Below are 22569 nucleotides of genomic sequence, written 5' to 3'. Positions count from 1 at the left end.
TTAAAAGGAGGGAAATGAGATGGGACAAATGGGATTCTATTATGACCTTGAAACGTGTATCGGCTGTAAAGGCTGTCAGATAGCATGTAAAGATAAGAATGATCTTAAAACAGGCGAATTGTTTCGGGAAGTGCATGATTTTGAAGGAGGATCGTTTCCAAGTCCTTATGTCGATCACGTCACGATAAGCTGTAACCATTGTGATAAGCCTAAATGTGTTGAAAACTGTCCAACAGGCGCAATGCATAAACGTGAAGACGGTATTGTTGATTTTGATCATTCCAAATGTGTCGGGTGTAAGATGTGTATGTGGTCATGTCCTTACGATGGGCCGGTATATCTGAAAGAAGAGGGAAAAGTGGCTAAGTGTGACTTCTGTAAGGATCTGCTTGAAAATAATGAAGATCCTGCCTGTGTGTCTGCGTGCACGATGCGGGCAATCGACTATGGTGATATTGAAGAGCTGAAGGAAAAGTACGGTACCAACCAGTCCATCCGCTACTTCCCGGATCTTGACATTACCAAGCCAAATATAGTGGTGAAACAAAAATCACGCTAAAGGGGGGATTACAATGTTTAGTCAAGAATGGCCGCTTATATTCTTTACGTTATTCGGCCAGTTAGCTGTCGGCACGTTTATTGTTCTCATGGCCGCAAGGTTTGTATTAAAACGAAAAGGCATAACTGACTTACGCTGGCTGAAACCTAGTTTACTTGCGCTTACAGTATTAATGGCTATGGCTATCGTTATGTCCATGTTCCACTTAGGGTCTATCTCTAACGCGTTTTACGCACTATCAAACGCGGGCTCCTCCTGGTTGGCAAGGGAGATCCTGTTAGCCGGAGTGTTTCTGGCTCTTCTCGTGGCGACCTATGCTGTCTCGCATACACAGAAATCGATTGACGTCATCAGCTGGATTACTGCCGTAGCGGGTATTGGCACTGTATACGCGATGGCAAGTGTGTATGTGACTACTATTATTCCTGCCTGGATGCATGTCAATACGTATGTGGCATACTTTGGTACGACTGTCATCTATGGAGTAGTGGGAGCCGGACTGTGCTTTATGGTCTTTGACCGAAAAGAATTCTTTACTTCTCCTTACGTCTCATTTATGAAAAAAGCCGGCTTTGTTGCTGCAGGAGCCATTATTGTTCAGCTCATCGTTCTGCCAGTCTACCTGACTAGCTTGGCCGGGGGGGCGCCTGCCGCCCAAATGTCTTTAAATCTGCTTTTTGAAAATCATGCATGGACCATGTTACTAAGATGGCTGCTGACGATCGCAGGAGGAGGATTATTAATTTACAGCTTCTACCGCTATGCTGACCGTCTCACAAAGCATATCCCGGCCTTTATTTATGTGGCTGTTGCCTTAGTGCTGATCGGTGAATTTACAGGACGTTATTTGTTTTATATTTCCGGTATTCCTATGAATATCGGTTAATAAAGCCCGGTTAATCTCTTCGATTATGAAAGCACCTCAAATGTTAGATATACTAACAGTTAAGGTGCTTTTTATTTATAATCAGCTCGAGCTGGTTTTCGCTTCAGGACGCTCATTTTTTTCCCTCACAGAGGACAAGCCCTCACAGAGGACAAGCCCTCACAGAGGACAAGCCCTCACAGAGGACAAGCCCTCACAGGGGAGGCCGCGGGCGATTCGGGCCTCTTCATGCCATATTCTCCACCATTACCGAGATCCCTTGCCCCACCCCAATGCACATTGTCGCGAGCCCGATGGAGGCCTCGCGTTTTTTCATTTCATAAATCAGCGTAGTTAAAATCCTTGCACCGCTTGCTCCGAGCGGATGGCCAAAGGCGATGGCACCGCCGTTTACGTTCACCCGCTCGGGCTGTAATCCCAGTTCCCTGATGCACGCGACTGACTGGGACGCAAACGCCTCGTTCAGTTCCACAAGATCGATATCACTCATATTCATAGACAGCCGCTGCAGCAGTTTTTCAGTGGAAGCGACCGGTCCGATCCCCATAATGGACGGCTCGACGCCGGCCGTTGCCGATCCCTTAAAACGAACGAGCGGCTTTAATCCGTAAGCTTTTGCCGTTTCCGCTTTCATAATTAGAAGGGCGGAGGCGCCGTCATTCACCCCTGAGGCGTTTCCTGCGGTTACCGTCCCGTCTGGAAAAAGAGGGGAGAGGGTACTTAATTTTTGTAAAGTCGTTTCAGGGCGCGGATGTTCGTCCTGCTCAACAGTTACTTCGTTTCCTTTCCTGTCTCTGTAGGTCACCGGAATTATTTCATCCTTAAATCGTCCTTTTTCCATAGCCGCTCTCGCTTTTTGCTGACTCTCATAGGCAAACGCGTCCTGCGCTTCCCGGGTAATGTGAAACCGTTCAGCTACATGTTCAGCGGTTTCAGGCATCGAATCAATCCCATACATCTCCGCCAGTTTTGGGTTAGGGAACCGCCAGCCGATTGTCGTATCAACCATTTCCATGTTGCCCCGCGGGTAGTCTTTGTCAGGTTTTTTTATAACAAATGGGGCACGCGTCATGCTTTCTGTTCCGCCTGCGATTATTATCTCCTGTTCCCCTGAGAGAATCGCCCGGGCAGCGGAACTGACGGCATCAAGGCTTGAGCCGCACAGGCGGTTAACCGTCGTGCCACCGACAGATACCGGCAGTCCGGCGAGGAGAAGAGACATCCGCGCCACATTGCGGTTATCTTCTCCAGCCCCGTTCGCATTCCCGAAAATCACATCATCTATGGCATCAGGCGGAAGCTCAGGATTGCGTTTTATCAAGCTTTTTATAACAGCTGCGCCAAGATCATCCGGGCGCACATCTTTTAGTGCGCCTTTATACCGACCGATCGGTGTTCTGACTGCGTCTACTATCACTGCCTCATTCATCGTCTATCTCCTCTTTTCCAAAAGCTGCTCACTGACTTTGTAAAACGCGGTCGTGTTTTCTTCCACATCTTTCAGGTTCGTGTCTCCCATTAATTCGGTCAGTTCGTATCTCCCGTTTTTCCACTGAAAAACAGCCAGTTCAGTAATAAGAATGTCCGCCTGCCGAGTGGATGTTACCGGGTAGGTGCATTCCTCCACAAATTTTGGTGTCCCGTCTTTTGCCACGTGATTCGTCGTAATAATTATTTTTTTGGCTCCGACGAGCAAGTCCATGGCGCCGCCTACGCCGATGATATCTTTGCCCGGGATCGCCCAGTTGGCGACCATACCTTTGGAATCAACCTGGAGAGCACCAAGAATGGCGACGTCGATATGGCCCCCGCGGATCATAGAAAAGGAATCGGCGCTGTGAAAGTAGGAGGCGCCGGTGGCTTCACCAACAGGGAGCTTGCCTGCATTCACTAAAAGTGGATCAACATCTTCTTCGGCGACTGATGTGACGCCGAGTAGCCCGTTTTCCGTATGGAGATAGTAAGCGTCTTTGTCCAGATAATTAGCGACGAGAGTAGGAATGCCAATTCCCAGATTGATAATGGAATGGGGGACGAGTTGCTCCGCGGCTTTTTTGGCGATCCGTTCTTTAGATGTCACGTTCGACCACCCCTTCCCGCGTTAAAATGAGCCGGCTTTCGACAATCGCATCTACATACAGGTGAGGGGTGACTATTTCTTCTGGAGACAGGTTGCCCTCGTCTACTATTTCGTCAACCTCGGCGATTACATAATCGGCCGCTGACGCCATTAGCGGATTAAAATTTCTGGCTGTTTTGTAATAAATGAGGTTTCCTTTCGTATCTGCTTTCCATGCCCGGACGAGCGCTACATTCGCTTTTAACGGTTTCTCCAGCACGTATGTCTCTCCGTCAATCAGCTTCGTTTCTTTTCCGGCGGCCAGATCGGTTCCTACGGCCGTTTTTGTGTAAAAGCCTCCGATTCCGGCGCCGCCTGCACGGATCGCCTCCGAGAAAGTCCCCTGAGGGAGAAGCTCCAGTTCAAGCAAGCCTTCGTTGTACCATTTCGCTACCTCCCGGTTGCTAGTAAAATAGGAGCCGACGGCTTTTTTCAGCCGGTCCTGCCTCAACAGAAGGCCTAATCCTTTTCCGGCTTCTCCAACGTTGTTGCTGATAATGGTCAAATCCGCGGCATCGTGGTGTGTTAATGCGTCGATTAACGTTAACGGACTCCCGACCAGCCCGAAGCCTCCCACCATCAGAGTGTCGCCAGTCTGCACTTTCGTTATGACTTGCTCAGCTATACTTATCTTATTAATGACCATGGACAATGCCCTCCATCGTTAAAAAATTAATAATTCGTTCGATAATGTCAGGCTGGTTATTTAATACGATTTCATAATGATTCTGGGAAGTTTCTTCAACATGCAATTCCTTGAACACGCGCTTTACCGGCTCATAAGATTTTTTCGTAAAAAGGGAGCGATGACCCGCGAGATGGCCGGTGGCAATCAAAAGGAAGACGGGGCAGGTGATCAAGCCTCGGAGGTCTGAAGGCTCAAAGGCATAAAAACTTTCAAAATCCTGTTCGATAAGAGCAGGATCAGACTTATGACGCCAGCTGCTGCTGCCCCGTGCGAGTTCATAGCGCACATAATCTTCCATTCTGTCAGTCCAGTTCACGTTCAGTTTTCTGTAGAGGCTTCTCATATCCATCGCATAGCTGTCTTTCGACGGATACGCCTTTTTCATTCTGTCCAGGGAGGGGAGGACCAGATCCCTTGCCATGTCATCCGCTTCCCCTGCGCCATCAAGCAGGATAAGTGCCTTCGGGGTAATTGATTCATTAGCGGCTGCAAGCGCACAAATATACGCCCCCATGGAATAGCCCATCAAAATGGGTCTCTCTATTTTCAGCGTGTGGATGAGGGTAGTTAAATCATCAGCATGCTGAAATATAGATGTATCTTGTAGAGCAGGACCGCTGTTTCCGCGTCCCGGAAGGTCATAACTGATAAAGCGGAAGTTCCCGGCCAAGGCTTTCCGGTAATGCATAAACTGTTTATGGTGTCCGGTCAGCCCGTGGACAGCGATAATGGTCCCTTTCGTCCCCGGTGAGTCCTCCACATAAAGTGATCTGCCATTTTCCGTAACTATCTGCTGTCCCATAAGACTAGCACCCTCTCTATCTTTAGTTATTCCACCGTATAGATGGAGTAGTTGACCCGGTCCGGCAGGCGGATCCCCTTTGAAATAAACATCCGTTTATTCAGCCAGTCATACTTTTCTGAGGCTGTTTCGAAAATGGGGGAGGTCCTGAAGTAATAGTCATCCGGATCGACTGCTTCGTTCCGGTCCAGCCGGGCGAGTACGTCGGGTACGCCTGTCCGGATCCCCCGGTAAGTCATCATAATGAGGTCTTCTTCTACCGTCTGTAAAAGGATGCGCACATTCTGAATGATCGTCCCATCGTCACGGACGATAATCCAGTCATCGCCGCCGGGCACCACGTCTGCATTTAAATGGTCTCCACGCAGTGCGCCGCCGGTGACACGTATAATCCGCCTTGTGCCGTTTGGCGTTTTACCAGGCAGATGGGCACCTTCAATCGTCAATTCCATGTCTGCTAAAAACGAAAGGGAAGGAGGAGGCAAATGTCTCATTAGTGAACGCCTCCCACTTTTTCTTTTCTCGCGTATAACTGGACTTTCTGTTCATCCAGTTCGATCCCAAGCCCGGGCTTATCCGGCACATAAATTTGCCCTTCCTTGCACACGACCGGGTCCCGGACGATCTCGTCAGCAAGCCAGTCCGGTCCGAATAATTCACAGCCGTAATCCAGGTTAGGGATTGAGCCGTAAGCATGCAGGCAGGCGGCCGTGCCGATGGAGCTTTCGAGCGAGGTGCCGCCAAAGCAGGAGATACCCGCCGCTTCCGCAATGCCCGCCACTTTTATCGTATTTTTCAATCCGCCAGCTTTATGGATTTTTAATGAAAAAATATGCACGGCTTGTTCTTTCGCCAGTCTGATCGCATCATGGATCGTAGCGACACTCTCATCAGCCATCACCGGCACTTTTTTCATCGCTGTGAGCTTGGCGAGTCCTTCAATGTCGTAAGGGGCAAGGGGCTGTTCGAGAAAATCGATTCTCGCTTCAAAGAACGCGTCCATCCAGCTCATTGCCGTTAAACGATCCCACGACCCGTTTGGATCGATGCCGATCGTCGAGTAGCCTTTAATCCCGCCTGCGATGAGAAGAGACCGTTCGGCATCCTTTCGCGCCGATTCTTTCCCTGACTTTATTTTAAAAACATCATACTTACCTGACTGCACCGCCTCTTTTGCTTCATTAATATCTCCTTCAGGCGTTCCGGAGGCGAGGGCCCAGCGCACATTAAGCCGGTCCCGGCAAAGACCGCCTAACAGCTGATGGACAGGCACATCGTACGTTTTACCGAGTCCGTCAAAAAGAGCCATTTCAATGGTTGCTTTCGCAAAATGGTTTCCGCGGACCTGCCGGTTGAGTGTCTGCAGCAGGCTTTCAAGTTTCACAGCGTCTTCCCCGATAATAAGGGGAGCCATATAGTTGTCGATGACCACTTTCATCGTTTCCACACTTTCGCCGTTCCAGAAGATTCCCGGTGTCGTCCCTTCGCCGATGCCGGTATATCCATTGCTCAGTTCGATTCGAAGGAGCAGGAAGCTTTTTGAAGAGACTTTAACGGCTGAAAACTGGTGGGGCCGTTTAATCGGAATATCAATCAGTTCGGTAGTGATCTGTTTAATAGTGATTTTTTCCATACGCACCTTCCTTTTTACGTATTTTCTTACCATTGATGAAAGTTTTAACGTGTGGGGGAGGGACCGTTCAGCGGCCCCTTTCCTGTTCCTTCTGAAACCTCCAAAAAGGAGGCTTATAAAAACCCCCTTTTCAGCCGTGCTGTTTATTCATCAGTCCGCATAATGAAATCGAGCGAGGCCCGTTTATGGTCTCCGTGGTCTTCCAGTTTAGTCATGAGATCCGGCCTGACCCCTTCGGCCACATCGGTGTCGAGCCATTCATCCCCTTCGAAGAAGACCTGCGTGATCAGTGTTTCATGGGCTTCTTTCTCAAACATGATGTGGAGGTGGGCCGGCCGCATCGAATGCTGATCCATGTAGGTGAGAAATTCACCGGTCGGCCCTTCAGTAGGAATGGAATAAGGGAGCGGCACTATCGTTTTCACTTCAAAATCCCCATTGTCATCTGTATATAAATGGCCTCTTAAATTATATTTAGGGGCATCGGAATCAAACCCTGAATATTTCGCCGAGTTATCGTTATGCCAGATTTCCACTTTAGTATTGGCAAGCGGTTTTCCGTCTGTATTTTTCACATTGCCTTTGAAATAAAAGACCTCACCATCTTCATCCGGCCTCTGAGTGAGGACACACGGCTGGCCCGGCACGCTCTCAATTAACGGACTTCCTTCAAGAAAATATGGCCCCAGAAGGGAAGGCTGCGTTCCCGGTTTATCGCTGTACATCGCATTCAGCACATGGGTTTCAAAGAACACATCAGCAAACAAAGGAAGTTCGCCTTTTCTGCCGAGCCTGTCCGCCCATTTCACAAAGTTCGTGTACTCTTCATGATTGAGCTTCGCTTCCTCCAGAAAGCGCTGAATGTGGGTGATAAATAGATTAAAGACTTCCTCGACTCTTTCATTCTTTTTAGTTACTTGCTGCTGTTGCATATCAATTCCTCCTTGGATTTTAGGTTTTATTTTGGGGCTGCGGCACTTTCGCTAAGGCCGTTTCAGACGGGTGAAGCGCAGGCAAACACGATTGATCGTGAATCGAACACCTGCCTTTATATGTTAAAAACAAGACTTATATAATAGAAGTTTCTAAACAGCTTCTTCCGAGCAGTCGCCTAGCCTCTGTCAGTTCATTTTTTTGAGGAGCTTTCTGATCCGGGTGGATGAAATGACCTCTCTTTTTTCACACGACATAAGCTCCCACAGTAATGACGAATGAGTTTCAATCTGAGTGTGCGTTGGGGCCATAAGTGCACCGGTCATTTCTCCTCATGGTGTGTTACAAGTTACTTTTGAAAAAGTTCACGTCATCCGGGTTCATCCAGGTTTTATTCACCCAGCCATCGAGATCATAGTCAGCCATGCATTGTTCGGCAAAATTAATGTAAGCTTGCGCATCTCCTGAATTTCTGGCGGCCGTTAAGTTTTCGAGCCGGATGTTTTCGTGGTTGCCCGAATAGTTTCGTTCATATAATTCATGGCGTCCGCCGTACTCGGTACCGACCACTTCCCAGAGCATTTTAATGAGTTTGATTTTTTCCTCAGAGGTGACGCCGTTCGACCCGCGGTACAACCGGTCGATGAGCGGCCTGAGTTCAGAGTTCTTGAAATCCGCCGAGCTTGACGGCTGGACAATTAAATTTCCGGCGACGACGTTTTCAATAATCTTTTTAATATTGGACCAGCCTTCCGACATAAACACACGGTATGAGAGGCCGTAATTCAAGTTAGGGAGGACCGTGCCGTTCCTCCCGGGATCTGGGTTCATGGCCATCGCGTCACTTATTGCCCAGAACATGTTCCGCCAGGCCAGTACTTCGCCGACATTTGCCTGCACGCCGCGGAATTCGTCGGTACCGTTCGTTTCAACCGCCTTAATGAGCAACCCTGAAATGAAATCCAGTTTGACTGCGAGACGGGTCACCCCGTGAAACGTGAAGCGGTGGAGAAAGCCGCTTTCAGGGAAAAAGCTGTTGGCCTTTTCAACGTCTTTATAAATAAGTATGTTTTCCCAAGGAATTAACGCCCGGTCAAAGATCAGAACAGCATCGTTTTCGTCGAACCGGCTGCTGAGCGGGTAATCGAACGGGCTTCCCATAACCGCGGCCTGCATTTCATACGACTGCCGGCAGATCAGTTTCACACCCGGCGTGTCCATTGGAGCCACAAAGACGAGGGCCATTTCTTCAGAACCTACCGGGACCGCTCCGTAGTGGGCCACAAAGTTATAGTGGGTGAGGGCTGAGCCTGTTGCGACCATTTTCGCTCCGCTCACGATAACACCTTCATCTGTCTCTTCTTCGGCACGGACGAATACATCACGGACAGCTTCCATCGGTTTGTTCCTGTCGACAGGCGGATTAATGATCGCATGGTTAAAATACCAGTTTCGTTCCTGCGCTTCTTTATACCAGAACTTCGCGTTATCTTCATATGGGGCGTAATAGTCCGGGTCGGCACCTAACGTCGCGAGAAAAGCCGCTTTGTAGTCGGGGGACCGTCCCATCTGTCCGTAAGTCATTTTTGCCCATTCAGCGATCGCGTCACGTGAACCGAGAAGATCTTCTTTTGATTGATCAAACTGAAAAAATTTCTGAGTGTACCCGCCATTGCCGGTGTCAGTCGGCGTTGTCAGCTTGTCTTTCGTTTTATCATCGTGCAGCGCATCGTAGAGAGTGGCAATCGACCTGGCAGAGTTTCGAAAAGCGGGGTGGGTGGTGACATCTTTGACTCTTTCTCCATTAATCCAGACTTCCCGGTTGTCCTTTAAACTTTCCAAATACTCTTCCCCTGTTAAAGGCCGCTGTGTTTTTTGTTCCGTGATCATGAAAAGTACCTCCTCCTTAATAATGAAGATTAGTGAAGCGCTTTCAATACCTTCATTATTTAACAAATATGCCTATATTTGCACTGTAAAAACGTAGGAAATATCTGTGATCTTCTTTCACTTTTTGCGGTTTTTATAGTGAACAGGAAGGGAGGCAGGGTGAAGGAGGAATTCGATTCAGGGAAGAAACTAATGGGAAATTATGTTAATCTTATAGAGAGAGTTAATGAAGGAAAAAGGATGAATAAAAGGGATTAGGGGTCTTTGGGGCCTGCAAGCAGTTCTCCCGGTCAGGGCTCGGGAATAATATTATAAAGAAGAGAAATGGAGCAAGCCGCAAGTTATCGTTATTATATAAAAGTTGGAAAGTCAGGATTTTAAGAGGCATCATTTTATAAAACTATTAATCTGTCAAAGGAGGGGAGATTCTTGAAAAGGAGATCAGTCTATATTTTTTTCACCATCCTGTTGATTTTCAGCTCAGCTACGATCGCTTTTAGTTCGAAAACATTAAAAGCAAAAAATCATACTTTTACTGAAGCAGTAAAGATAGTTGATAAATACAGGGAAGAGGGTTCTCACTTTATTAAAGTCAGGACCATAGAGCCCCCTCCGGTAGAAGGCGAAGTTTTTGTGGAAAATGAAAATGTTTGGAACCTTATTGAGATTAATGAAGAGTATGTTACCGTTATCTCTTCTGCCTCCGTGAACTCTGAAACGGGTGTGTTCACAGGGGAAAATCTGAAGTTAGAACAAGTAGAGATTATGGATTAACATCTTTTCCAGTGCGACTGCCAAACCTTCTTAAAAAGAAGGACTACTTATTAAACACTCTTCCTATTCCACCGTCCCAGGCTTCAGGTTTTAAAAAATGTGATATTTCCGTAAAAGATAACTGATTATGGAGGAGTGGAAGCAATTTGGAAAAGCAATCAAGTAATGTATGGGCGACCCTGTCTTTCGTCTGTTTATTTATGGGAGTAGCGGTATGGATTCCTAATATAATTTTTCAATATGGATATAGCTATTGGCTTTTGACTTTTATTTTAAATCCATTAGGTACGGTATTCGGGTACATTGGTAAAAGTAAATTTGGTATGGCAGCAAATATTTTGATAACTTTCAGCTTTTTTATTTTTATGTTTTTAGGATACATGATTTTCGGCATGCTTGGAGGAAAACCATAATTAAGGGAAAGAAACTAGTCATGCGACCTATTTTTTGCAGAACGGATAAAATCCCTTTTAATCGCCGCGCCTTTTTAATTACCCGGTGCTCATAGTGAGAATGGTTTTGTTTATAAATAATAAATCAGCCTGCTTCCATAAGAGAATTATAACTAAAATATGGGAGGAGGTTTTTTGTTGAGCAATAAAATGAAAAGACTTTAAATTAAGGCGCCTAAAATATGCAGAAACACGAGGTTTTTTAAAATGATCCTCGAGCAGAGTTTCAAGGATGAAAGATAAAGGTTTTATTTGTTCATTAAAATGTCATGAATAGGACAGTTTTTTAAATAGATATGTAATATATTACATATATAGGAGGGAAATTTATGGATAATCAATCAGATAATAAGAAATATATTTTTGGAAGTCTCTTTTTGCTGGTAAATAAATTGCAGGCTAAAGGGGATCAATGGCTGGCTGGAAAAGAAGGAATGACCCTTCGGCAATGGTTTTTAACGGCTATGATCATGTATTCCGGGGAACGTACTCCTGCACTCGGCGAAGTAGCTGATCTGATGGGAACTTCCCACCAGAATGCCAAGCAGGTGGCTAATAAACTTGAAAAAAATGGGTTTATTGAATTTTCAAAAGACATGAAGGACAGGCGTGTTTTAAGACTTACACTCACCAAGAAAAGTACTGAATTCTGGAAGGAACAGGAGGGAGAAAGTAATGAATTCCTTACGAATCTGTTTTATGATTTAACTGAAGAAGAACTGGCTGTAACCAAACGAGTTATTAATAAAATGATTACATCATTGGAAAACTTAAACAAATAATAACTGTCTTAGTTTTCTGTATCTGTAAATTTGTATTTTTAATCTATAAAGAAAGAGGTGGATTTAAAATGAAAATAGCACTCCTCATTATTATAGTGATTCATGGTCTTATTCATCTTTTAGGGTTTTTGAAAGGTTTTAATTTGTTACAACTGAGTGAACTCTCTATCTCGATCTCAAGGGGGCAGGCCTTAGTCTGGATGGGAACAGGAATTGTGCTCATTATTTCGTCTGTATTACTTCTAATAAATAGTGATCATTGGTGGAAAGTAGGAATAGCAGCGGTTATTGTCTCTCAAATACTTATTGTCATGACTTGGGGAGACGCCAAAGCGGGGGCTGCAGCAAATATTATTATTGGAGCAGCCATAATATTTGCCTATGCCGACTCGTCATTGAACACGGCAATAGAAAAGGAAATAGTTGATCTTACAAGAAAAAGTACAGGCAGCACACAAGTAATTAGTGAAGATATGATGGAAGACCTCCCTCAATCTGTCCAGCGGTGGATTTCTAATAGTGGTGCAGTAGGAAAAGAAATACATTCAACTATGGATTTCAAACATTATGCGAAATTAAAACTGAAACCCGATCAGAAAGAGTGGTATAACGCAAAGGCTCACCAGTACGTCACAACTGAGGAACCTGGTTTTTTGTGGAAAATCGATATGGAAATGAATCCGTTCATAACAGTGAAAGGGAGGGATTTATATAAGAATGGGAAAGGAAGCATGCAAATGAAACTCGCTTCTTTAGTGTCGGTCGCAAACGTTGAAAACGATGATAAGATAGATCAGTCAACTCTTCAAAGATATTTACTGGAAATGGCCTGGTACCCCTGGGCGGCCTTAAGTCCTTATATCACATGGGAAGAACTTGGTGACCATTCGGCCAGAGCCACTATGAATTATAAAGGTGCAACGGGAACAGCTGATTTCTTTTTTAATGAGGACGGGGATTTTTTCAGCAGTCGAGCCTGGCGATATGACGGCAGCACAGATTCATATCTTGAATGTATAGGAAAAGCCAATGAATTTTCTGTAATTAACGGCGTCAAAATACCAACAGATATTGACGTTTCTTATGTGTTGGATGATGACATTTTTACATGGTATAAAGTCTCTATTTACGATATAAAGTTTTAAAACAGCAGTTGATACAGGTTAAGGGATGCCACCTGCTTGCAGTGTGCGGGGAAGAGCTTTTGGGTTTTTATCATCCGAATTAAAAGGGCTAAACTATTAAAGGGAATGGACAAATATGGTGCTGTGTCTTTTCCTTATATCCTATGATTATCTCCTACTTGATATTTTTTCCTTTTGTCGAAAACGGGAGCTAGCTTTTTTATGAAATTATCGATTCTTTTAAGCAGCAGTGGGACGGAATAAGAACCTTTACGCCTCCATAAGCTAAACCTACTTGACAGGGAAGGAGGTTTTTTGTGTGAACAAAAAAGATAAAAATCAATTAAACAAGCATAAAGAAAAGAAATTTGAGGGTGCCGACAGACGGGAAACCTGCAGAGACACCGAAGCATCTGAAGAATTTGACTACAGAGCAGAATTTAATTTTGACAGACGAATGAATGATGAAGATTAGAATGAAGTTTTTAGAGATCCATGCCGTAATTAAGCCGGCATGGATTTTTGTCGTTTTGACTACCTGTTTTAGCTTTTTTTCTCATTAAGTGAGGTGCTTCCTCTCTTTTTTAATGATAATAGGGTAAGTTGATGGTTTTTAATTATACCAGAAAGTTTTAAGTGGGGGAGGAGAGGATTTTTTTAACCAGAAATATGATTCAATCAGCGAAAATTTAATTCAATCGGCGAAAATTCATTCAATCAGCGATTTTACCCATTCAATCAGTTTATTTGAACGATTATAAATAAGAAGGTTTTTCCTAATAAATAAAAAATATTGAAACAATTCAATTAGTTATCCGTAATTAAGAAAGAGAAATCAACGCTTTAAGATATAGATCAAACTCACACCAACCAATAAATTTACTATTTTTGTGCTGGCGGTTTGTGTTCAATGATCGTCTATGTGATTATTCTTATCCTCATGAATCAGGACGAAGTGCGGTCGCATTTACACTTTTAACCGGTCAGGTTATCTTGCTGGGCAGAGCTCTCTATGCGATTAACTACCGTATTAAGAAATCGAGAAATAAGTAGCCGGCACATTAATTATATTTTTCATGATAATTGGAAGGAGGTGACCAATCATCCCGGTTAAAAAAGCTTACGGCTATGTCACACGTGTTAAAGACGGCCGCGTACAGGTGTTAGTTTTTCAGCACCCTGTTCCGGAAGCGGGCGTTCAAATACCGAAAGGCACGGTGGAACCTGAAGAGGCTCCTGAAGAGGGAGTGATAAGAGAAATGAAAGAGGAAACAGGATTAAACCACGTTCAGTTAAACGGTATACTAGCCGAAGATCTTTGGAAAAATGAAGATGGAGCGGTTCATCACAGATATTTTTATAAACTCACTGTATCAGATGCTCCGGATGAATGGGTGTGGAACCCAGCCGGAGGTGGAGAAGAAGAAGGATTAACATTTCGCTTCTTTTGGATTTCGGCGGCGGAGGAAGGGAATCTGATAAGAGGGCATGGCGGCTATTTGCATTTAATATTTTCACATTAACCGTTGGGTTGAGAAAGGTGGTTAGAGAATGGATTTTATTTTTTTAGGATTAGGAATCGCAGCAGCAGGTTACTTTATCGGGCGCGGGCTCGAAAACTTTAAAAACCCGGATGCCACACACTCTCTTGGAAAAATGTGGGATGAACAGGCTGAAGACGGATTCAGCAACTATTTAATCCCCGAACAAGAGGTTCACCACCATATTGGTTTATCAAAAGAAGATGCTCAAGCACTTATTAATGAGTTTCCTGATATTCCGCATGTGAAGGTCAACGGAAAAGTGTATTACCATAGGCAAAAGCTCCGCCAGTGGCTCGGTGAAAAAGGAAGCTGATCTGTTTTCGAAGAGGGCTGCTGCTTAGGAGGTATTCTATGACTGTTTTTGACGCACATTTACATATCATCGATCAGAGGTTTCCCTTAATACCTAACGAAGGGTATGTGCCCGATTATTTTGCCTGTGATGATTACTTACAGAAGACCGGCCCGCTCAATGTGATGGGCGGAGCTGTCGTATCAGGCTCCTTTCAGGGTTTTGACCAGTCTTATTTGATTAACGCTTTAAAAACCCTCGGTGAAAACTTTTTCGGAGTGACACAGCTTCCGTCTGGTACGCCGGATGAAGAGATTATGAGACTGAATGATGCAGGAATTAGAGCTGTCCGTTTTAATGTGAACCGCGGCGGCTCTGAAGATATTTCCCGATTGGATTATGTTGCAAAAAGAGTTTATGACCTCTGCAACTGGCATACGGAATTATATATTAACTCAATTCACTTGCCAGAGATTAGACCAGTTATTGAAAATCTGCCTGCGGTCTCTATCGACCACCTCGGCTTATCCAAGGAAGGGTTTGACACTCTTTTATCACTCGTGGACAAAGGGGTGAAAGTCAAGGCGACTGGCTTTGGACGGATTGATATTGACCCGGGGAGGGCGATTAAACGCATTTATTCTGTCAATCCGGACGCTCTCATGTTCGGAACCGACCTTCCGTCCACCAGGGCCGACAGGCCGTTTCGACTGTCTGATGTGGAAATTGTAATTGAGGTCTTGGGGGAAGAGGAGGCCGAAAAGGTTTTATACAAAAATGCGCTTAACTGGTATAGAAAATAGCGAAGGTCTTTATGAGCTTTAAAAAATCAGGGGGGATGGGAATGAGGGCTAATCGTAAAAGCTTGAATGGAAGACTTGTTTATTTATTTACGGGAGAATTGTCCGCCATCCTCGTTTTTACCTTTTTATTTTTCTCTTTCTCTTTTAATAGGGAAGAAAGTTACTCTCTGTTCCTGGCATTTTTTATATTACTATTTATATTACTGCAGGCAAGCATCTACTGGTTTATGAAATGGCAACACCTGCGAACTCATCCGCCATTTCCAGCTTATTTTTCAAACCTGCTTCGCTGGTTAAAAATAATTAATTTACTGCTATTAAGTTTAGTCCCTGTAACTATTTTTATTGAACTTATTTTGGAACCTTCACTTACCTTTGGCATTTTCGTTGTTATGATACTTATTTACGGCTTTGCAATCATTGAGTATATTAACTACTTTCATATCCAGTTAACTAACTACAAAAATGGAAGATGGAAAAAGGCTTCAATTGCTAAAGAATTAAGTAAAGTGAAATAGCTTTTTAGATCGGAAATCCTGCCATAAAAAAAGGGCTGGAAAGTCCAGCCCCTAAATAAGAGTTTTAAACTAATTTACAAACTGACTTCTTTTTCATTTTTAGCTATTCGGGCAAAACTGGCTCCGAACTGTACTGATCGGTCTGTGTCTTTACCTTCAGGGAAACTTTCTACTTTCAGACTCTCCAGAGGTAATTGTCCGCCTTGTTCATTAATTACTTTTTCTACTAAATTGACAGCACCGCAGAAGATTTCGTACGCGTGATCTCCGGTAAATTAGAAAACCTTGAAAAACGTATCTCAAAATCTGAAGCACAGGATTCAGACAAAAAGTAACCAAATAAGGAATATCAGACAGCTTTCCATCTTGTTTGGAAGGCTGTTTTTTTGCTCTTAATATATAATTTTGTAGTTCACGTCACCCTTTTCAGGTGAAAAATTTATCAACGTTTTTATGCAGGTATTCGCCTAGAACCAAATAAATCTGGACTTCTATAATACTAATATATCTTTAAAAGGAGGAAGAGGGATGGGAGAAAAAAAGGTGATGAGAAGGAGAAGGAGACAGAAGGAGCTCATGGAACAACTAGCTCTTTTGGAAAATGTTGAGAAAGAAAGAGAAGAACTGCAAAATAAATTAGAACAGTTACAAGCTGAAGCGTTGCACAATGAAAATATAAAGAAGAGACTTCAAGAGAGAATTGAAAAAATGGAAAGACGGATTAAACGTGCGGAAGCAAGAAATGAAAAAGCTGGAGAAGAGGCAAGCCGTTTGGAGGAAGAAGAAAACTGATTAGATGAGCAACCGGAATTTGAGTATATAACCTAGAACCGATTATAAAAGACCAATCTATAATAATAATACATTCGGAAAGGAGGAAGATTATTGAGAAACGATAACGGGAGTTCCAATAATAATACAAGATTAGAAAGACTTAACGACAGAAAGAACAAACTTGAATCTAAGCTGGATCAGTTAGAGAAAAAAGGGGTTAACCACGCCAATGACAAAAAAAGAAAAAAGAGACTCAGTTCGAAATTAAATTACTTGGAAGATCTGATAAAGCATGTGCAGGTGGAAGGTGAAAATACTTCAGAAGCGGAGGTAAGATCAGATATAGACATTGATGTTGCGGCCGATGCCAGAGCAGATGCGAACGCTGAAGCAGATGCCGAAGCTAACGCCGACGCTGAAGCGGATTCAGAAGCTGAAGCAGATGCGGATGCTGAAGCGGATGCTGACGCGGATGCGGATGCAGATGCCGAAGCGGATGCGGACGCCGAAGCGGATGCTGATGCTGAAGCGGATTCAGACGCTGATGCCGAAGCCAACGCGGATGCGGACTCGGATGCCGACGCGGATTCAGACGCTGAAGCGGATGCTGAAGCAGATGCGGACGCTGACGCCGACGCTGAAGCAGAAGCTGAAGCAGATGCGGATGCCGAAGCAGATGCGGACGCGGATGCCGAAGCCAACGCGGATGCTGACGCGGAAGCGGATGCCGAAGCAGATGCTGATTCGGACGCGGATGCGGATGCGGAAGCCGACGCGGAAGCGGATGCCGAAGCGGAAGCCGACGCGGAAGCGGATGCGGAAGCCGACGCGGATGCTGACGCCGAAGCGGATGCGGATACGGACGCGGAAGCGGATGCCGAAGCGGATTCAGACGCTGAAGCAGATGCTGAAGCGGATGCGGACTCGGATGCGGACGCTGAAGCGGATGCCGAAGCCGATGCCGAAGCGGAAGCGGATGCGGACGCTGAAGCCGAAGCCGACGCGGATGCTGACGCTGAAGCCGATGCTGAAGCGGATGCGGACGCGGATGCGGACGCTGAAGCCGATGCCGAAGCGGATGCGGACGCCGATGCAGAAGCAGATGCCGAAGCAGATGCGGATGCCGAAGCAGATGCGGACGCGGATGCGGACGCTGAAGCCGATGCCGATGCGGATTCAGATTCGGACGCGCAAGCGGACGCCAGATTTGAAAACAATGATATTAGCACTGGTAATAACATTAATATTAATGTTGGAAGCAACGATAACGGAGCGTTAGGATCACTTGCCGCAGCTATATCTGCACTGACTTTACTGGAAGCTCTTAAAGGTGATCAGAATACAGAAAACCTTATGGCGACTCTAACTAACACTATGAATTTAATGGCATCAAACGGTGAGGAGAATACCCGTAAAGCTGTAATGGAAGCTATTCAATCACTTAATAAAAACAAGAAATAATCATTAACTAATTATTTGGAGGAGATTGTATGGCGAAAAGGAACGTATCCCGTTGTACAGTTCCGGCAAGAAACGAGGAAGTTTTTGTGAAAGTAGTAAACAGCAATGAACAAAATAGCCGCCAAATTACTATTAATGCGTATGATAAAGAATCAGAAAAAAAGACACCTCTACCAGTTTTTGCTGAAGATAAACAAATGAAAAAAGATAATCTCGGACCTGGTTCTGAGAAACTTTATAAAATCCAGACAGCAGATGTAAAAAACAAAATTATATTTGAAATTATTCAGGAAGGCAGAGGGGGAGGAATTGGAGTCTCCACAAATAATAAAGGCCTCTCGAATGTGGTCATACGCTTGAAGTAAGATAGTTATGTCATAACAACTGAGCTGAAGGTTTCCTTCGGCTCAGCTTTTTTTATAACTTAACCCTTCTCCGAATTAAACAGGTGGATTCATAAAACTTATTATAATGCTTTATTCTTTACTATTTACCTGGAAAAGAAGATTAAGTTTTAAAATAAAGTTCTAAAATAACTATGTTCTAAATTATCAATGATAATAATAATCAATTACCCGCTCCTTATATGAAAAAATTCTTAGTGAACTCCCGCTTTAATTTAAAAAAGTATTTAGAAGGGGCAAACAAAATATATCTTAATTTATATCCTGTTGACCATATTCCACAAAAAATCTTTCAGTTAAAAGACACTCAGTTATAAACGCCCATCAAAGCTTTTTTATAAAAATTCCTAAAAAATCAATTGGTATTTCATCGATTTTCCTAAAAATTTTGAAACATTTTCCAATTATATAACGTAACTAAATTAAATTCTTTTTTTATGGAAGATGAGGGGAGAGATGGCTACTTAAAAAGGAAGGCTTAGGGGAGGATCGTTAATATTACATACGGAAAACCTTGGTTCAATAGTAAATAAGGTAAATTGGAGGGAATTTTTATGAAACTGCCATCAATCAGAGAGGCGGATAATCATGAGCTGGGCAAAGTAGTGATCGTTACAAGTGTACTAATGATTATGTCTGCATTTATACTGCCAATTGTATTTGTCATGCTTCTTCAGGATATATTCTTTTTTTCAAGGTCCCATTGGATCTTTTCCACTCCTGCTTCAGCCTATATTATTTTTGGTGCGGGCATGCTCTGGGTGCCACTTGTTCTTATAGCGTTTTTAAGTATTAAAGTCTGGGTTGAAAAACGGGAAAAAACCATTCGTTTTGTCTGGGTTTACGCTCTGAGTTTAATGCTTTGTCTGCCGCTGTTTGCCCTTGGCGTCTCAAATTACTATTATATGGATGATCATGGTATCTATTATAATGAGCTGGCCAGTTTTTCGGAGTCTGGTTTTTTGTGGGATGATATTACAACAGTAAAGCGGACATATACCTCTCCGGATAATAGCAGTGTTGCGGCTTTAAAAGCTTATACCTTCATAACCAATACGGGGGAGGAAGTGGAAATACCGTATAACCCAAGTGATTCCGAATTAAGGCATATAGTTAACCGTGTCATTAATGAGTACAATTTTGAAGTGATTGATTGAGGGGATGGGTAAATATATAGGTGATAGGAAACCATTACATGGTATTTCCATTTAAGACAGGAAATTTTAGAAAAGAACTGGTTTATGAGCCGTTACAGACTTTTGCACTTTATTATCGTATTGCTGGGTATGATAATTATTTTATTGGGGCGATATTTTGAAAGCCCAGCAGTTTTTATTGTAGGTTCGATTGCCGTAATTTCAGCCTTTTTACTCAACGAATATTATAACAATCCATAAAAAAGAAAAACATAATTGGAATCGTAGAAAAGGGGAAACATCAATGATTCGTGAATTAAATGAAAAAGACCTTGACCAGTGCCTGTTGTTTGTAAAGGAAAAACCGGCTGAGAATCTGTTTATTATCGGAGACGTGGAAGCTTTTGGTTTTAATGAAGAGTTTCAGGATTTATGGGCCGACGTCGATCCGACTGGAAAATTTAAAGCGGTGATGCTGAGATACCGTGAAAATTATATCATTTATGCGCCGGGGGAATACGATGCTGCAGGATTTGCGGCATTAATTGCCCGCGACAAACAGCCAGGTAAAATGATTTCCGGAATCGCCGGTATTGTGAATCAGTTATTGGCTCACATGCCAATTCAGCCGGTGAAATCAAAAGAGTTATTTTACGCTAAATGTGAGGCTCTTCAAGAAATGAACGTTCCGGATGTTGAAATTAAGCAGGCTGCTGTTGAAGACGTTCCAAAGATTATTAAGTTATACAGCCAAATTCCTGAATTCGATAAACAGGATGACAGGGCTGACGGGCTGATCCGGAACATGGAAGAAGGCGTTTCCCGCTGTTACTATATAGAAGATGGAAATCAAATGGTCTCTTCAGCTATGACAACCGCTGAAAACAGTATGTCAGCGATGGTCATAGGTGTCTGCACGCTCGACGCCTATAAGAAAAAAGGGTACGCAACGGCCTGTATGATGAGGCTGTGCGCTGAGCTGCTTGAGGAAGGAAAGTATCTCTGCCTTTTTTACAACAACCCGGAGGCAGGGACAATTTATAAAAAGCTTGGTTTTGAAGACATAGGCAAATGGGTGATGCACACGTATTGATTTAAAGGTGACATGCTTTTCACCTTAATGTTTAAATGCTTATGAATCCCGCGGCTTTCTACATGAAAGTCGTTTTTTAGTGAAAAAAGCTGAACGAGTAAGCTTAAAAAGTGACCGCAGACAGGTGTTACAATTCCTTTCCATATATTTGTAAGTTTATGGTCTCGAAAAATGCAAATAGTTATGTATGTAGTCCAAATGAAATATAGGTGGGAAAATCAATGAATAAAGCCGTTATGTTATTTATATTATTGTTTTTTTTAATACAGCCCTTACCGACAGCAGCAGATGAATCTGTAGGGAAGGTAATGCTCGTTGTGAAGTCCTCCGGGGAATCCGTGTTTCAGTCTGACCTGTTTATGGCGTCGGATCAGTTATTTGATTCCATTATAAATGCTGAACCATTACAGACAGTAACAGAACTTCCAAACTTACATCATTATTTGTTATTTGAAGATAGAGGTATAATAAGGATTTTTGTAAGGGATGAGTTCGGAAAGTTTTATGATGTTCAGCGAAAAGAAAAAGTCCAATTTCCGTCCGTTACTGCGAATAAACTGAATAGATATTTTAATGCTTTGCATAAAAAACATTTTGGGAAACTTGTGGAGTGGGAGACGATCGAGGGAGAACTGCCGCTGTACGCCACTTTTAAAGTCACTGACTTAGAGACCGGATTAAGCTTTTATGCTCAACGAAGAGCAGGCAGTAACCATGCGGATGTCCAGCCGGTCACAAAAAAGGATACAAATATTATGAAAAAGATTTATAACGACAAGTGGAGCTGGAATAGACGAGCAGTTTTGATCCATTGTGAGGATCAGATTATAGCAGCTTCGATGCACGGGATGCCTCACGGAGGCGGGGCACTGAGCAACGGTTTCCCGGGCCATTTTTGCATTCATTTTAAAGGGAGCCTTACTCATTCAACAAGAAATGAAGATCTTTCCCATCAGGTAATGGTGCATAAAGCAGGAGGCTCAATAAATCAATTTGTAAAGAGCCTTCCAGCGGAAGAAATAGTGCAATTATATTTTATCGCCTTAAACCAAAATGACGCTGATTTATTTCGCTTAATTTCTCATGAGTCCAATAGAGCAATCAATTTAAATAACTTTGAATTCGCTAAATTGATGAAATTGCATGCCCCTTCCACGGAAGAACCGTTTGAATTTGAAATAGAAGCAGAGTTTAAAATAAAAGAAAAAGGGAAGCCGGAAACGAATGATACCTTCCGTTTCCGGCTAATAAGAGACTCCTTGATGGGCGGATGGAAGCTGCAGGATACCCCTTTAGACTTTTAAAAAATGCGACGAAGCTTTTTTAATTTATCGGTCGGATTAAATTGTAATCAAATTGATACTTTTTAAAGATGGAAAAGAGGGTATACAAGTACTGCGGAAAGATATTAAAAATGGAGGGATATAATGAGAAAATCACTTGTTTTTGGATCATTAATTTCAGCCGGCGGCGCCATACTGGCAACCTCAGCTTATAAAAAGAGACAAAAAGGTAAGTATCGTGAAGATCTGGATATGCAGAACAAAGAAAAGCTTGATGAAGTGGAAAGCGCAGATGCGGACCAGGCACCTGAAGAAAGAGGGCTGACACAACTGGATGCCATTCATAAAAATGACTGGGGCAACAATGGTTTTCCGCAAACGCATGAAGGCATGAGGGAACTTGAGGAAGAAGGCAAGAAAGAAAACTAAATTTTTTTACAGCGAATCGTATAGATTTTAGTTCAAAACAGCTGCAAATTTGGCAGCTGTTTTTTCATGTGCGGGTTCAAGGCGAAAAAACATTAGTTACACGGTTCAAAATTGGATCCAATCAGCGGAATAGCATGTTTATCAGCGAAAATGGGGGTCCAATCGGCGATTCCCACCTTTCAATCAGCTA

27 protein-coding genes are annotated in these 22569 nt (G+C 43.5%); 19 read left to right on the top strand and 8 right to left on the bottom strand.

The features are described 5' to 3' along the window. The first annotated feature begins 19 nt into the window (after positions 1-19). Together BMW59_RS15300 and BMW59_RS15295 are read left to right on the top strand one after the other, a co-directional pair. Positions 20-559, top strand: a complete 540-nt coding sequence (locus BMW59_RS15300) for a DMSO/selenate family reductase complex B subunit (RefSeq protein WP_093054072.1) — start codon at positions 20-22, stop codon at positions 557-559. 13 nt (positions 560-572) lie between these two features. Continuing rightward, the gene (locus BMW59_RS15295) at positions 573-1445 is read left to right on the top strand and encodes a dimethyl sulfoxide reductase anchor subunit family protein (RefSeq protein ID WP_093054071.1); all 873 of its coding nucleotides are present in this window, start codon (positions 573-575) and stop codon (positions 1443-1445) included. A gap of 226 nt (positions 1446-1671) precedes the next feature. Here the strand turns inward: BMW59_RS15295 and BMW59_RS15290 are convergent, their stop codons facing one another. The 8 genes from BMW59_RS15290 to BMW59_RS15255 all read right to left on the bottom strand — a co-directional run bounded on the left by BMW59_RS15290 (position 1672) and on the right by BMW59_RS15255 (position 9510). Continuing rightward, positions 1672-2874 (bottom strand): acetyl-CoA C-acyltransferase, encoded by a 1203-nt coding sequence (locus BMW59_RS15290; RefSeq protein WP_093054070.1) that lies wholly within the window; start codon positions 2872-2874, stop codon positions 1672-1674. 3 nt (positions 2875-2877) lie between these two features. Further along, positions 2878-3525 carry a 3-oxoacid CoA-transferase subunit B gene (locus BMW59_RS15285; RefSeq protein ID WP_093054069.1) on the bottom strand — a complete coding sequence of 216 codons (648 nt, stop codon included), beginning with the start codon at positions 3523-3525 and terminating at the stop codon, positions 2878-2880. Further along, entirely contained in the window at positions 3515-4210 is a 696-nt protein-coding gene (locus BMW59_RS15280) for a CoA transferase subunit A (protein ID WP_177174372.1), read from the bottom strand. The genes BMW59_RS15285 and BMW59_RS15280 overlap by 11 nt, the downstream gene beginning before the upstream one ends. After that, entirely contained in the window at positions 4200-5054 is an 855-nt protein-coding gene (locus BMW59_RS15275) for an alpha/beta hydrolase (protein WP_093054068.1), read from the bottom strand. The genes BMW59_RS15280 and BMW59_RS15275 overlap by 11 nt, the downstream gene beginning before the upstream one ends. 26 nt (positions 5055-5080) lie before the next feature. Further along, positions 5081-5548 carry a DUF3237 domain-containing protein gene (locus BMW59_RS15270; protein ID WP_093054067.1) on the bottom strand — a complete coding sequence of 156 codons (468 nt, stop codon included), beginning with the start codon at positions 5546-5548 and terminating at the stop codon, positions 5081-5083. Then, positions 5548-6687, bottom strand: a complete 1140-nt coding sequence (locus BMW59_RS15265) for a muconate/chloromuconate family cycloisomerase (protein WP_177174371.1) — start codon at positions 6685-6687, stop codon at positions 5548-5550. The genes BMW59_RS15270 and BMW59_RS15265 overlap by 1 nt, the downstream gene beginning before the upstream one ends. A 143-nt stretch (positions 6688-6830) precedes the next feature. Next, on the bottom strand, positions 6831-7619 hold the full coding sequence (locus BMW59_RS15260; protein ID WP_093054065.1) for a dioxygenase family protein: 789 nt from the start codon (positions 7617-7619) through the stop codon (positions 6831-6833). Between the two features lie 343 nt (positions 7620-7962). After that, positions 7963-9510 carry a 4-hydroxyphenylacetate 3-hydroxylase N-terminal domain-containing protein gene (locus tag BMW59_RS15255; protein WP_093054064.1) on the bottom strand — a complete coding sequence of 516 codons (1548 nt, stop codon included), beginning with the start codon at positions 9508-9510 and terminating at the stop codon, positions 7963-7965. A gap of 429 nt (positions 9511-9939) precedes the next feature. On the opposite strand from BMW59_RS15255, the gene BMW59_RS15250 reads away from it, so the two are divergent. The 17 genes from BMW59_RS15250 (at position 9940) to BMW59_RS15180 (ending at position 22379) form a co-directional block, all read left to right on the top strand. Next, on the top strand, positions 9940-10284 hold the full coding sequence (locus BMW59_RS15250) for a hypothetical protein (protein ID WP_093054063.1): 345 nt from the start codon (positions 9940-9942) through the stop codon (positions 10282-10284). A 146-nt stretch (positions 10285-10430) separates the two neighbouring features. Continuing rightward, positions 10431-10697 (top strand): hypothetical protein, encoded by a 267-nt coding sequence (locus tag BMW59_RS15245; RefSeq protein WP_245733148.1) that lies wholly within the window; start codon positions 10431-10433, stop codon positions 10695-10697. A gap of 368 nt (positions 10698-11065) precedes the next feature. Then, positions 11066-11518: a MarR family winged helix-turn-helix transcriptional regulator gene (locus BMW59_RS15240; protein ID WP_093054062.1), complete on the top strand. Its 453-nt coding sequence runs from the start codon at positions 11066-11068 to the stop codon at positions 11516-11518. A 68-nt stretch (positions 11519-11586) separates the two neighbouring features. Then, positions 11587-12663: a DUF6920 family protein gene (locus BMW59_RS15235; protein WP_093054061.1), complete on the top strand. Its 1077-nt coding sequence runs from the start codon at positions 11587-11589 to the stop codon at positions 12661-12663. 298 nt (positions 12664-12961) lie between these two features. Beyond that, positions 12962-13117 carry a hypothetical protein gene (locus tag BMW59_RS21845; RefSeq protein ID WP_177174370.1) on the top strand — a complete coding sequence of 52 codons (156 nt, stop codon included), beginning with the start codon at positions 12962-12964 and terminating at the stop codon, positions 13115-13117. Between the two features lie 625 nt (positions 13118-13742). Further along, complete coding sequence (locus BMW59_RS15230; protein WP_093054059.1) at positions 13743-14165, top strand: NUDIX hydrolase; 423 nt, start codon at positions 13743-13745, stop codon at positions 14163-14165. Between the two features lie 28 nt (positions 14166-14193). Then, positions 14194-14499 carry a DNA-binding protein gene (locus BMW59_RS15225; RefSeq protein ID WP_093054057.1) on the top strand — a complete coding sequence of 102 codons (306 nt, stop codon included), beginning with the start codon at positions 14194-14196 and terminating at the stop codon, positions 14497-14499. 38 nt (positions 14500-14537) lie between these two features. Next, positions 14538-15281 carry an amidohydrolase family protein gene (locus tag BMW59_RS15220; protein WP_093054055.1) on the top strand — a complete coding sequence of 248 codons (744 nt, stop codon included), beginning with the start codon at positions 14538-14540 and terminating at the stop codon, positions 15279-15281. 41 nt (positions 15282-15322) lie between these two features. Next, on the top strand, positions 15323-15799 hold the full coding sequence (locus tag BMW59_RS15215) for a hypothetical protein (RefSeq protein ID WP_093054053.1): 477 nt from the start codon (positions 15323-15325) through the stop codon (positions 15797-15799). Positions 15800-16327: 528 nt separating this feature from the next. Further along, on the top strand, positions 16328-16591 hold the full coding sequence (locus BMW59_RS15210; protein WP_093054051.1) for a hypothetical protein: 264 nt from the start codon (positions 16328-16330) through the stop codon (positions 16589-16591). A gap of 93 nt (positions 16592-16684) precedes the next feature. After that, positions 16685-18034 carry a hypothetical protein gene (locus BMW59_RS21840; RefSeq protein ID WP_177174369.1) on the top strand — a complete coding sequence of 450 codons (1350 nt, stop codon included), beginning with the start codon at positions 16685-16687 and terminating at the stop codon, positions 18032-18034. A 29-nt stretch (positions 18035-18063) separates the two neighbouring features. Then, entirely contained in the window at positions 18064-18399 is a 336-nt protein-coding gene (locus tag BMW59_RS15200) for a hypothetical protein (protein ID WP_093054049.1), read from the top strand. A 593-nt stretch (positions 18400-18992) separates the two neighbouring features. Beyond that, entirely contained in the window at positions 18993-19595 is a 603-nt protein-coding gene (locus BMW59_RS15195; RefSeq protein WP_093054047.1) for a hypothetical protein, read from the top strand. An 84-nt stretch (positions 19596-19679) separates the two neighbouring features. Beyond that, positions 19680-19835: a hypothetical protein gene (locus BMW59_RS21835; RefSeq protein WP_177174368.1), complete on the top strand. Its 156-nt coding sequence runs from the start codon at positions 19680-19682 to the stop codon at positions 19833-19835. 43 nt (positions 19836-19878) lie between these two features. Beyond that, a complete protein-coding gene (locus BMW59_RS15190; protein ID WP_093054045.1) occupies positions 19879-20667 on the top strand; it encodes a GNAT family N-acetyltransferase in 789 nt (262 codons plus the stop codon). Positions 20668-20888: 221 nt separating this feature from the next. Next, positions 20889-21971 carry a hypothetical protein gene (locus tag BMW59_RS15185; RefSeq protein WP_093054043.1) on the top strand — a complete coding sequence of 361 codons (1083 nt, stop codon included), beginning with the start codon at positions 20889-20891 and terminating at the stop codon, positions 21969-21971. Between the two features lie 123 nt (positions 21972-22094). Continuing rightward, positions 22095-22379, top strand: a complete 285-nt coding sequence (locus tag BMW59_RS15180; RefSeq protein WP_093054041.1) for a hypothetical protein — start codon at positions 22095-22097, stop codon at positions 22377-22379. The last annotated feature ends 190 nt before the right edge of the window (positions 22380-22569 follow it).

Source organism: Salipaludibacillus aurantiacus (assembly GCF_900111295.1).
Taxonomy (GTDB): Bacteria; Bacillota; Bacilli; order Bacillales; family Salisediminibacteriaceae; genus Salipaludibacillus; species Salipaludibacillus aurantiacus.
The sequence above is the reverse complement of the archived record's forward strand: the minus strand, read 5'-3'. Positions and strand labels throughout refer to the sequence as shown.

What these genes read in the sequence shown, in the direction of transcription:
- BMW59_RS15180 (WP_093054041.1), top strand. Translation starts at nt 22,095, where the DNA reads ATGAGAAAATCACTTGTTTTTGGATCATTAATTTCAGCCGGCGGCGCC.
- BMW59_RS15260 (WP_093054065.1), bottom strand. Translation starts at nt 7,619, where the DNA reads ATGCAACAGCAGCAAGTAACTAAAAAGAATGAAAGAGTCGAGGAAGTC.
- BMW59_RS15265 (WP_177174371.1), bottom strand. Translation starts at nt 6,687, where the DNA reads ATGGAAAAAATCACTATTAAACAGATCACTACCGAACTGATTGATATT.
- BMW59_RS15225 (WP_093054057.1), top strand. Translation starts at nt 14,194, where the DNA reads ATGGATTTTATTTTTTTAGGATTAGGAATCGCAGCAGCAGGTTACTTT.
- BMW59_RS15240 (WP_093054062.1), top strand. Translation starts at nt 11,066, where the DNA reads ATGGATAATCAATCAGATAATAAGAAATATATTTTTGGAAGTCTCTTT.
- BMW59_RS21835 (WP_177174368.1), top strand. Translation starts at nt 19,680, where the DNA reads ATGAGCCGTTACAGACTTTTGCACTTTATTATCGTATTGCTGGGTATG.
- BMW59_RS15290 (WP_093054070.1), bottom strand. Translation starts at nt 2,874, where the DNA reads ATGAATGAGGCAGTGATAGTAGACGCAGTCAGAACACCGATCGGTCGG.
- BMW59_RS15200 (WP_093054049.1), top strand. Translation starts at nt 18,064, where the DNA reads ATGGCGAAAAGGAACGTATCCCGTTGTACAGTTCCGGCAAGAAACGAG.
- BMW59_RS15185 (WP_093054043.1), top strand. Translation starts at nt 20,889, where the DNA reads ATGAATAAAGCCGTTATGTTATTTATATTATTGTTTTTTTTAATACAG.
- BMW59_RS15295 (WP_093054071.1), top strand. Translation starts at nt 573, where the DNA reads ATGTTTAGTCAAGAATGGCCGCTTATATTCTTTACGTTATTCGGCCAG.
- BMW59_RS15270 (WP_093054067.1), bottom strand. Translation starts at nt 5,548, where the DNA reads ATGAGACATTTGCCTCCTCCTTCCCTTTCGTTTTTAGCAGACATGGAA.
- BMW59_RS15255 (WP_093054064.1), bottom strand. Translation starts at nt 9,510, where the DNA reads ATGATCACGGAACAAAAAACACAGCGGCCTTTAACAGGGGAAGAGTAT.
- BMW59_RS15195 (WP_093054047.1), top strand. Translation starts at nt 18,993, where the DNA reads ATGAAACTGCCATCAATCAGAGAGGCGGATAATCATGAGCTGGGCAAA.
- BMW59_RS15300 (WP_093054072.1), top strand. Translation starts at nt 20, where the DNA reads ATGGGACAAATGGGATTCTATTATGACCTTGAAACGTGTATCGGCTGT.
- BMW59_RS15215 (WP_093054053.1), top strand. Translation starts at nt 15,323, where the DNA reads ATGAGGGCTAATCGTAAAAGCTTGAATGGAAGACTTGTTTATTTATTT.
- BMW59_RS15280 (WP_177174372.1), bottom strand. Translation starts at nt 4,210, where the DNA reads ATGGTCATTAATAAGATAAGTATAGCTGAGCAAGTCATAACGAAAGTG.
- BMW59_RS15190 (WP_093054045.1), top strand. Translation starts at nt 19,879, where the DNA reads ATGATTCGTGAATTAAATGAAAAAGACCTTGACCAGTGCCTGTTGTTT.
- BMW59_RS15210 (WP_093054051.1), top strand. Translation starts at nt 16,328, where the DNA reads ATGGGAGAAAAAAAGGTGATGAGAAGGAGAAGGAGACAGAAGGAGCTC.
- BMW59_RS15275 (WP_093054068.1), bottom strand. Translation starts at nt 5,054, where the DNA reads ATGGGACAGCAGATAGTTACGGAAAATGGCAGATCACTTTATGTGGAG.
- BMW59_RS15235 (WP_093054061.1), top strand. Translation starts at nt 11,587, where the DNA reads ATGAAAATAGCACTCCTCATTATTATAGTGATTCATGGTCTTATTCAT.
- BMW59_RS15220 (WP_093054055.1), top strand. Translation starts at nt 14,538, where the DNA reads ATGACTGTTTTTGACGCACATTTACATATCATCGATCAGAGGTTTCCC.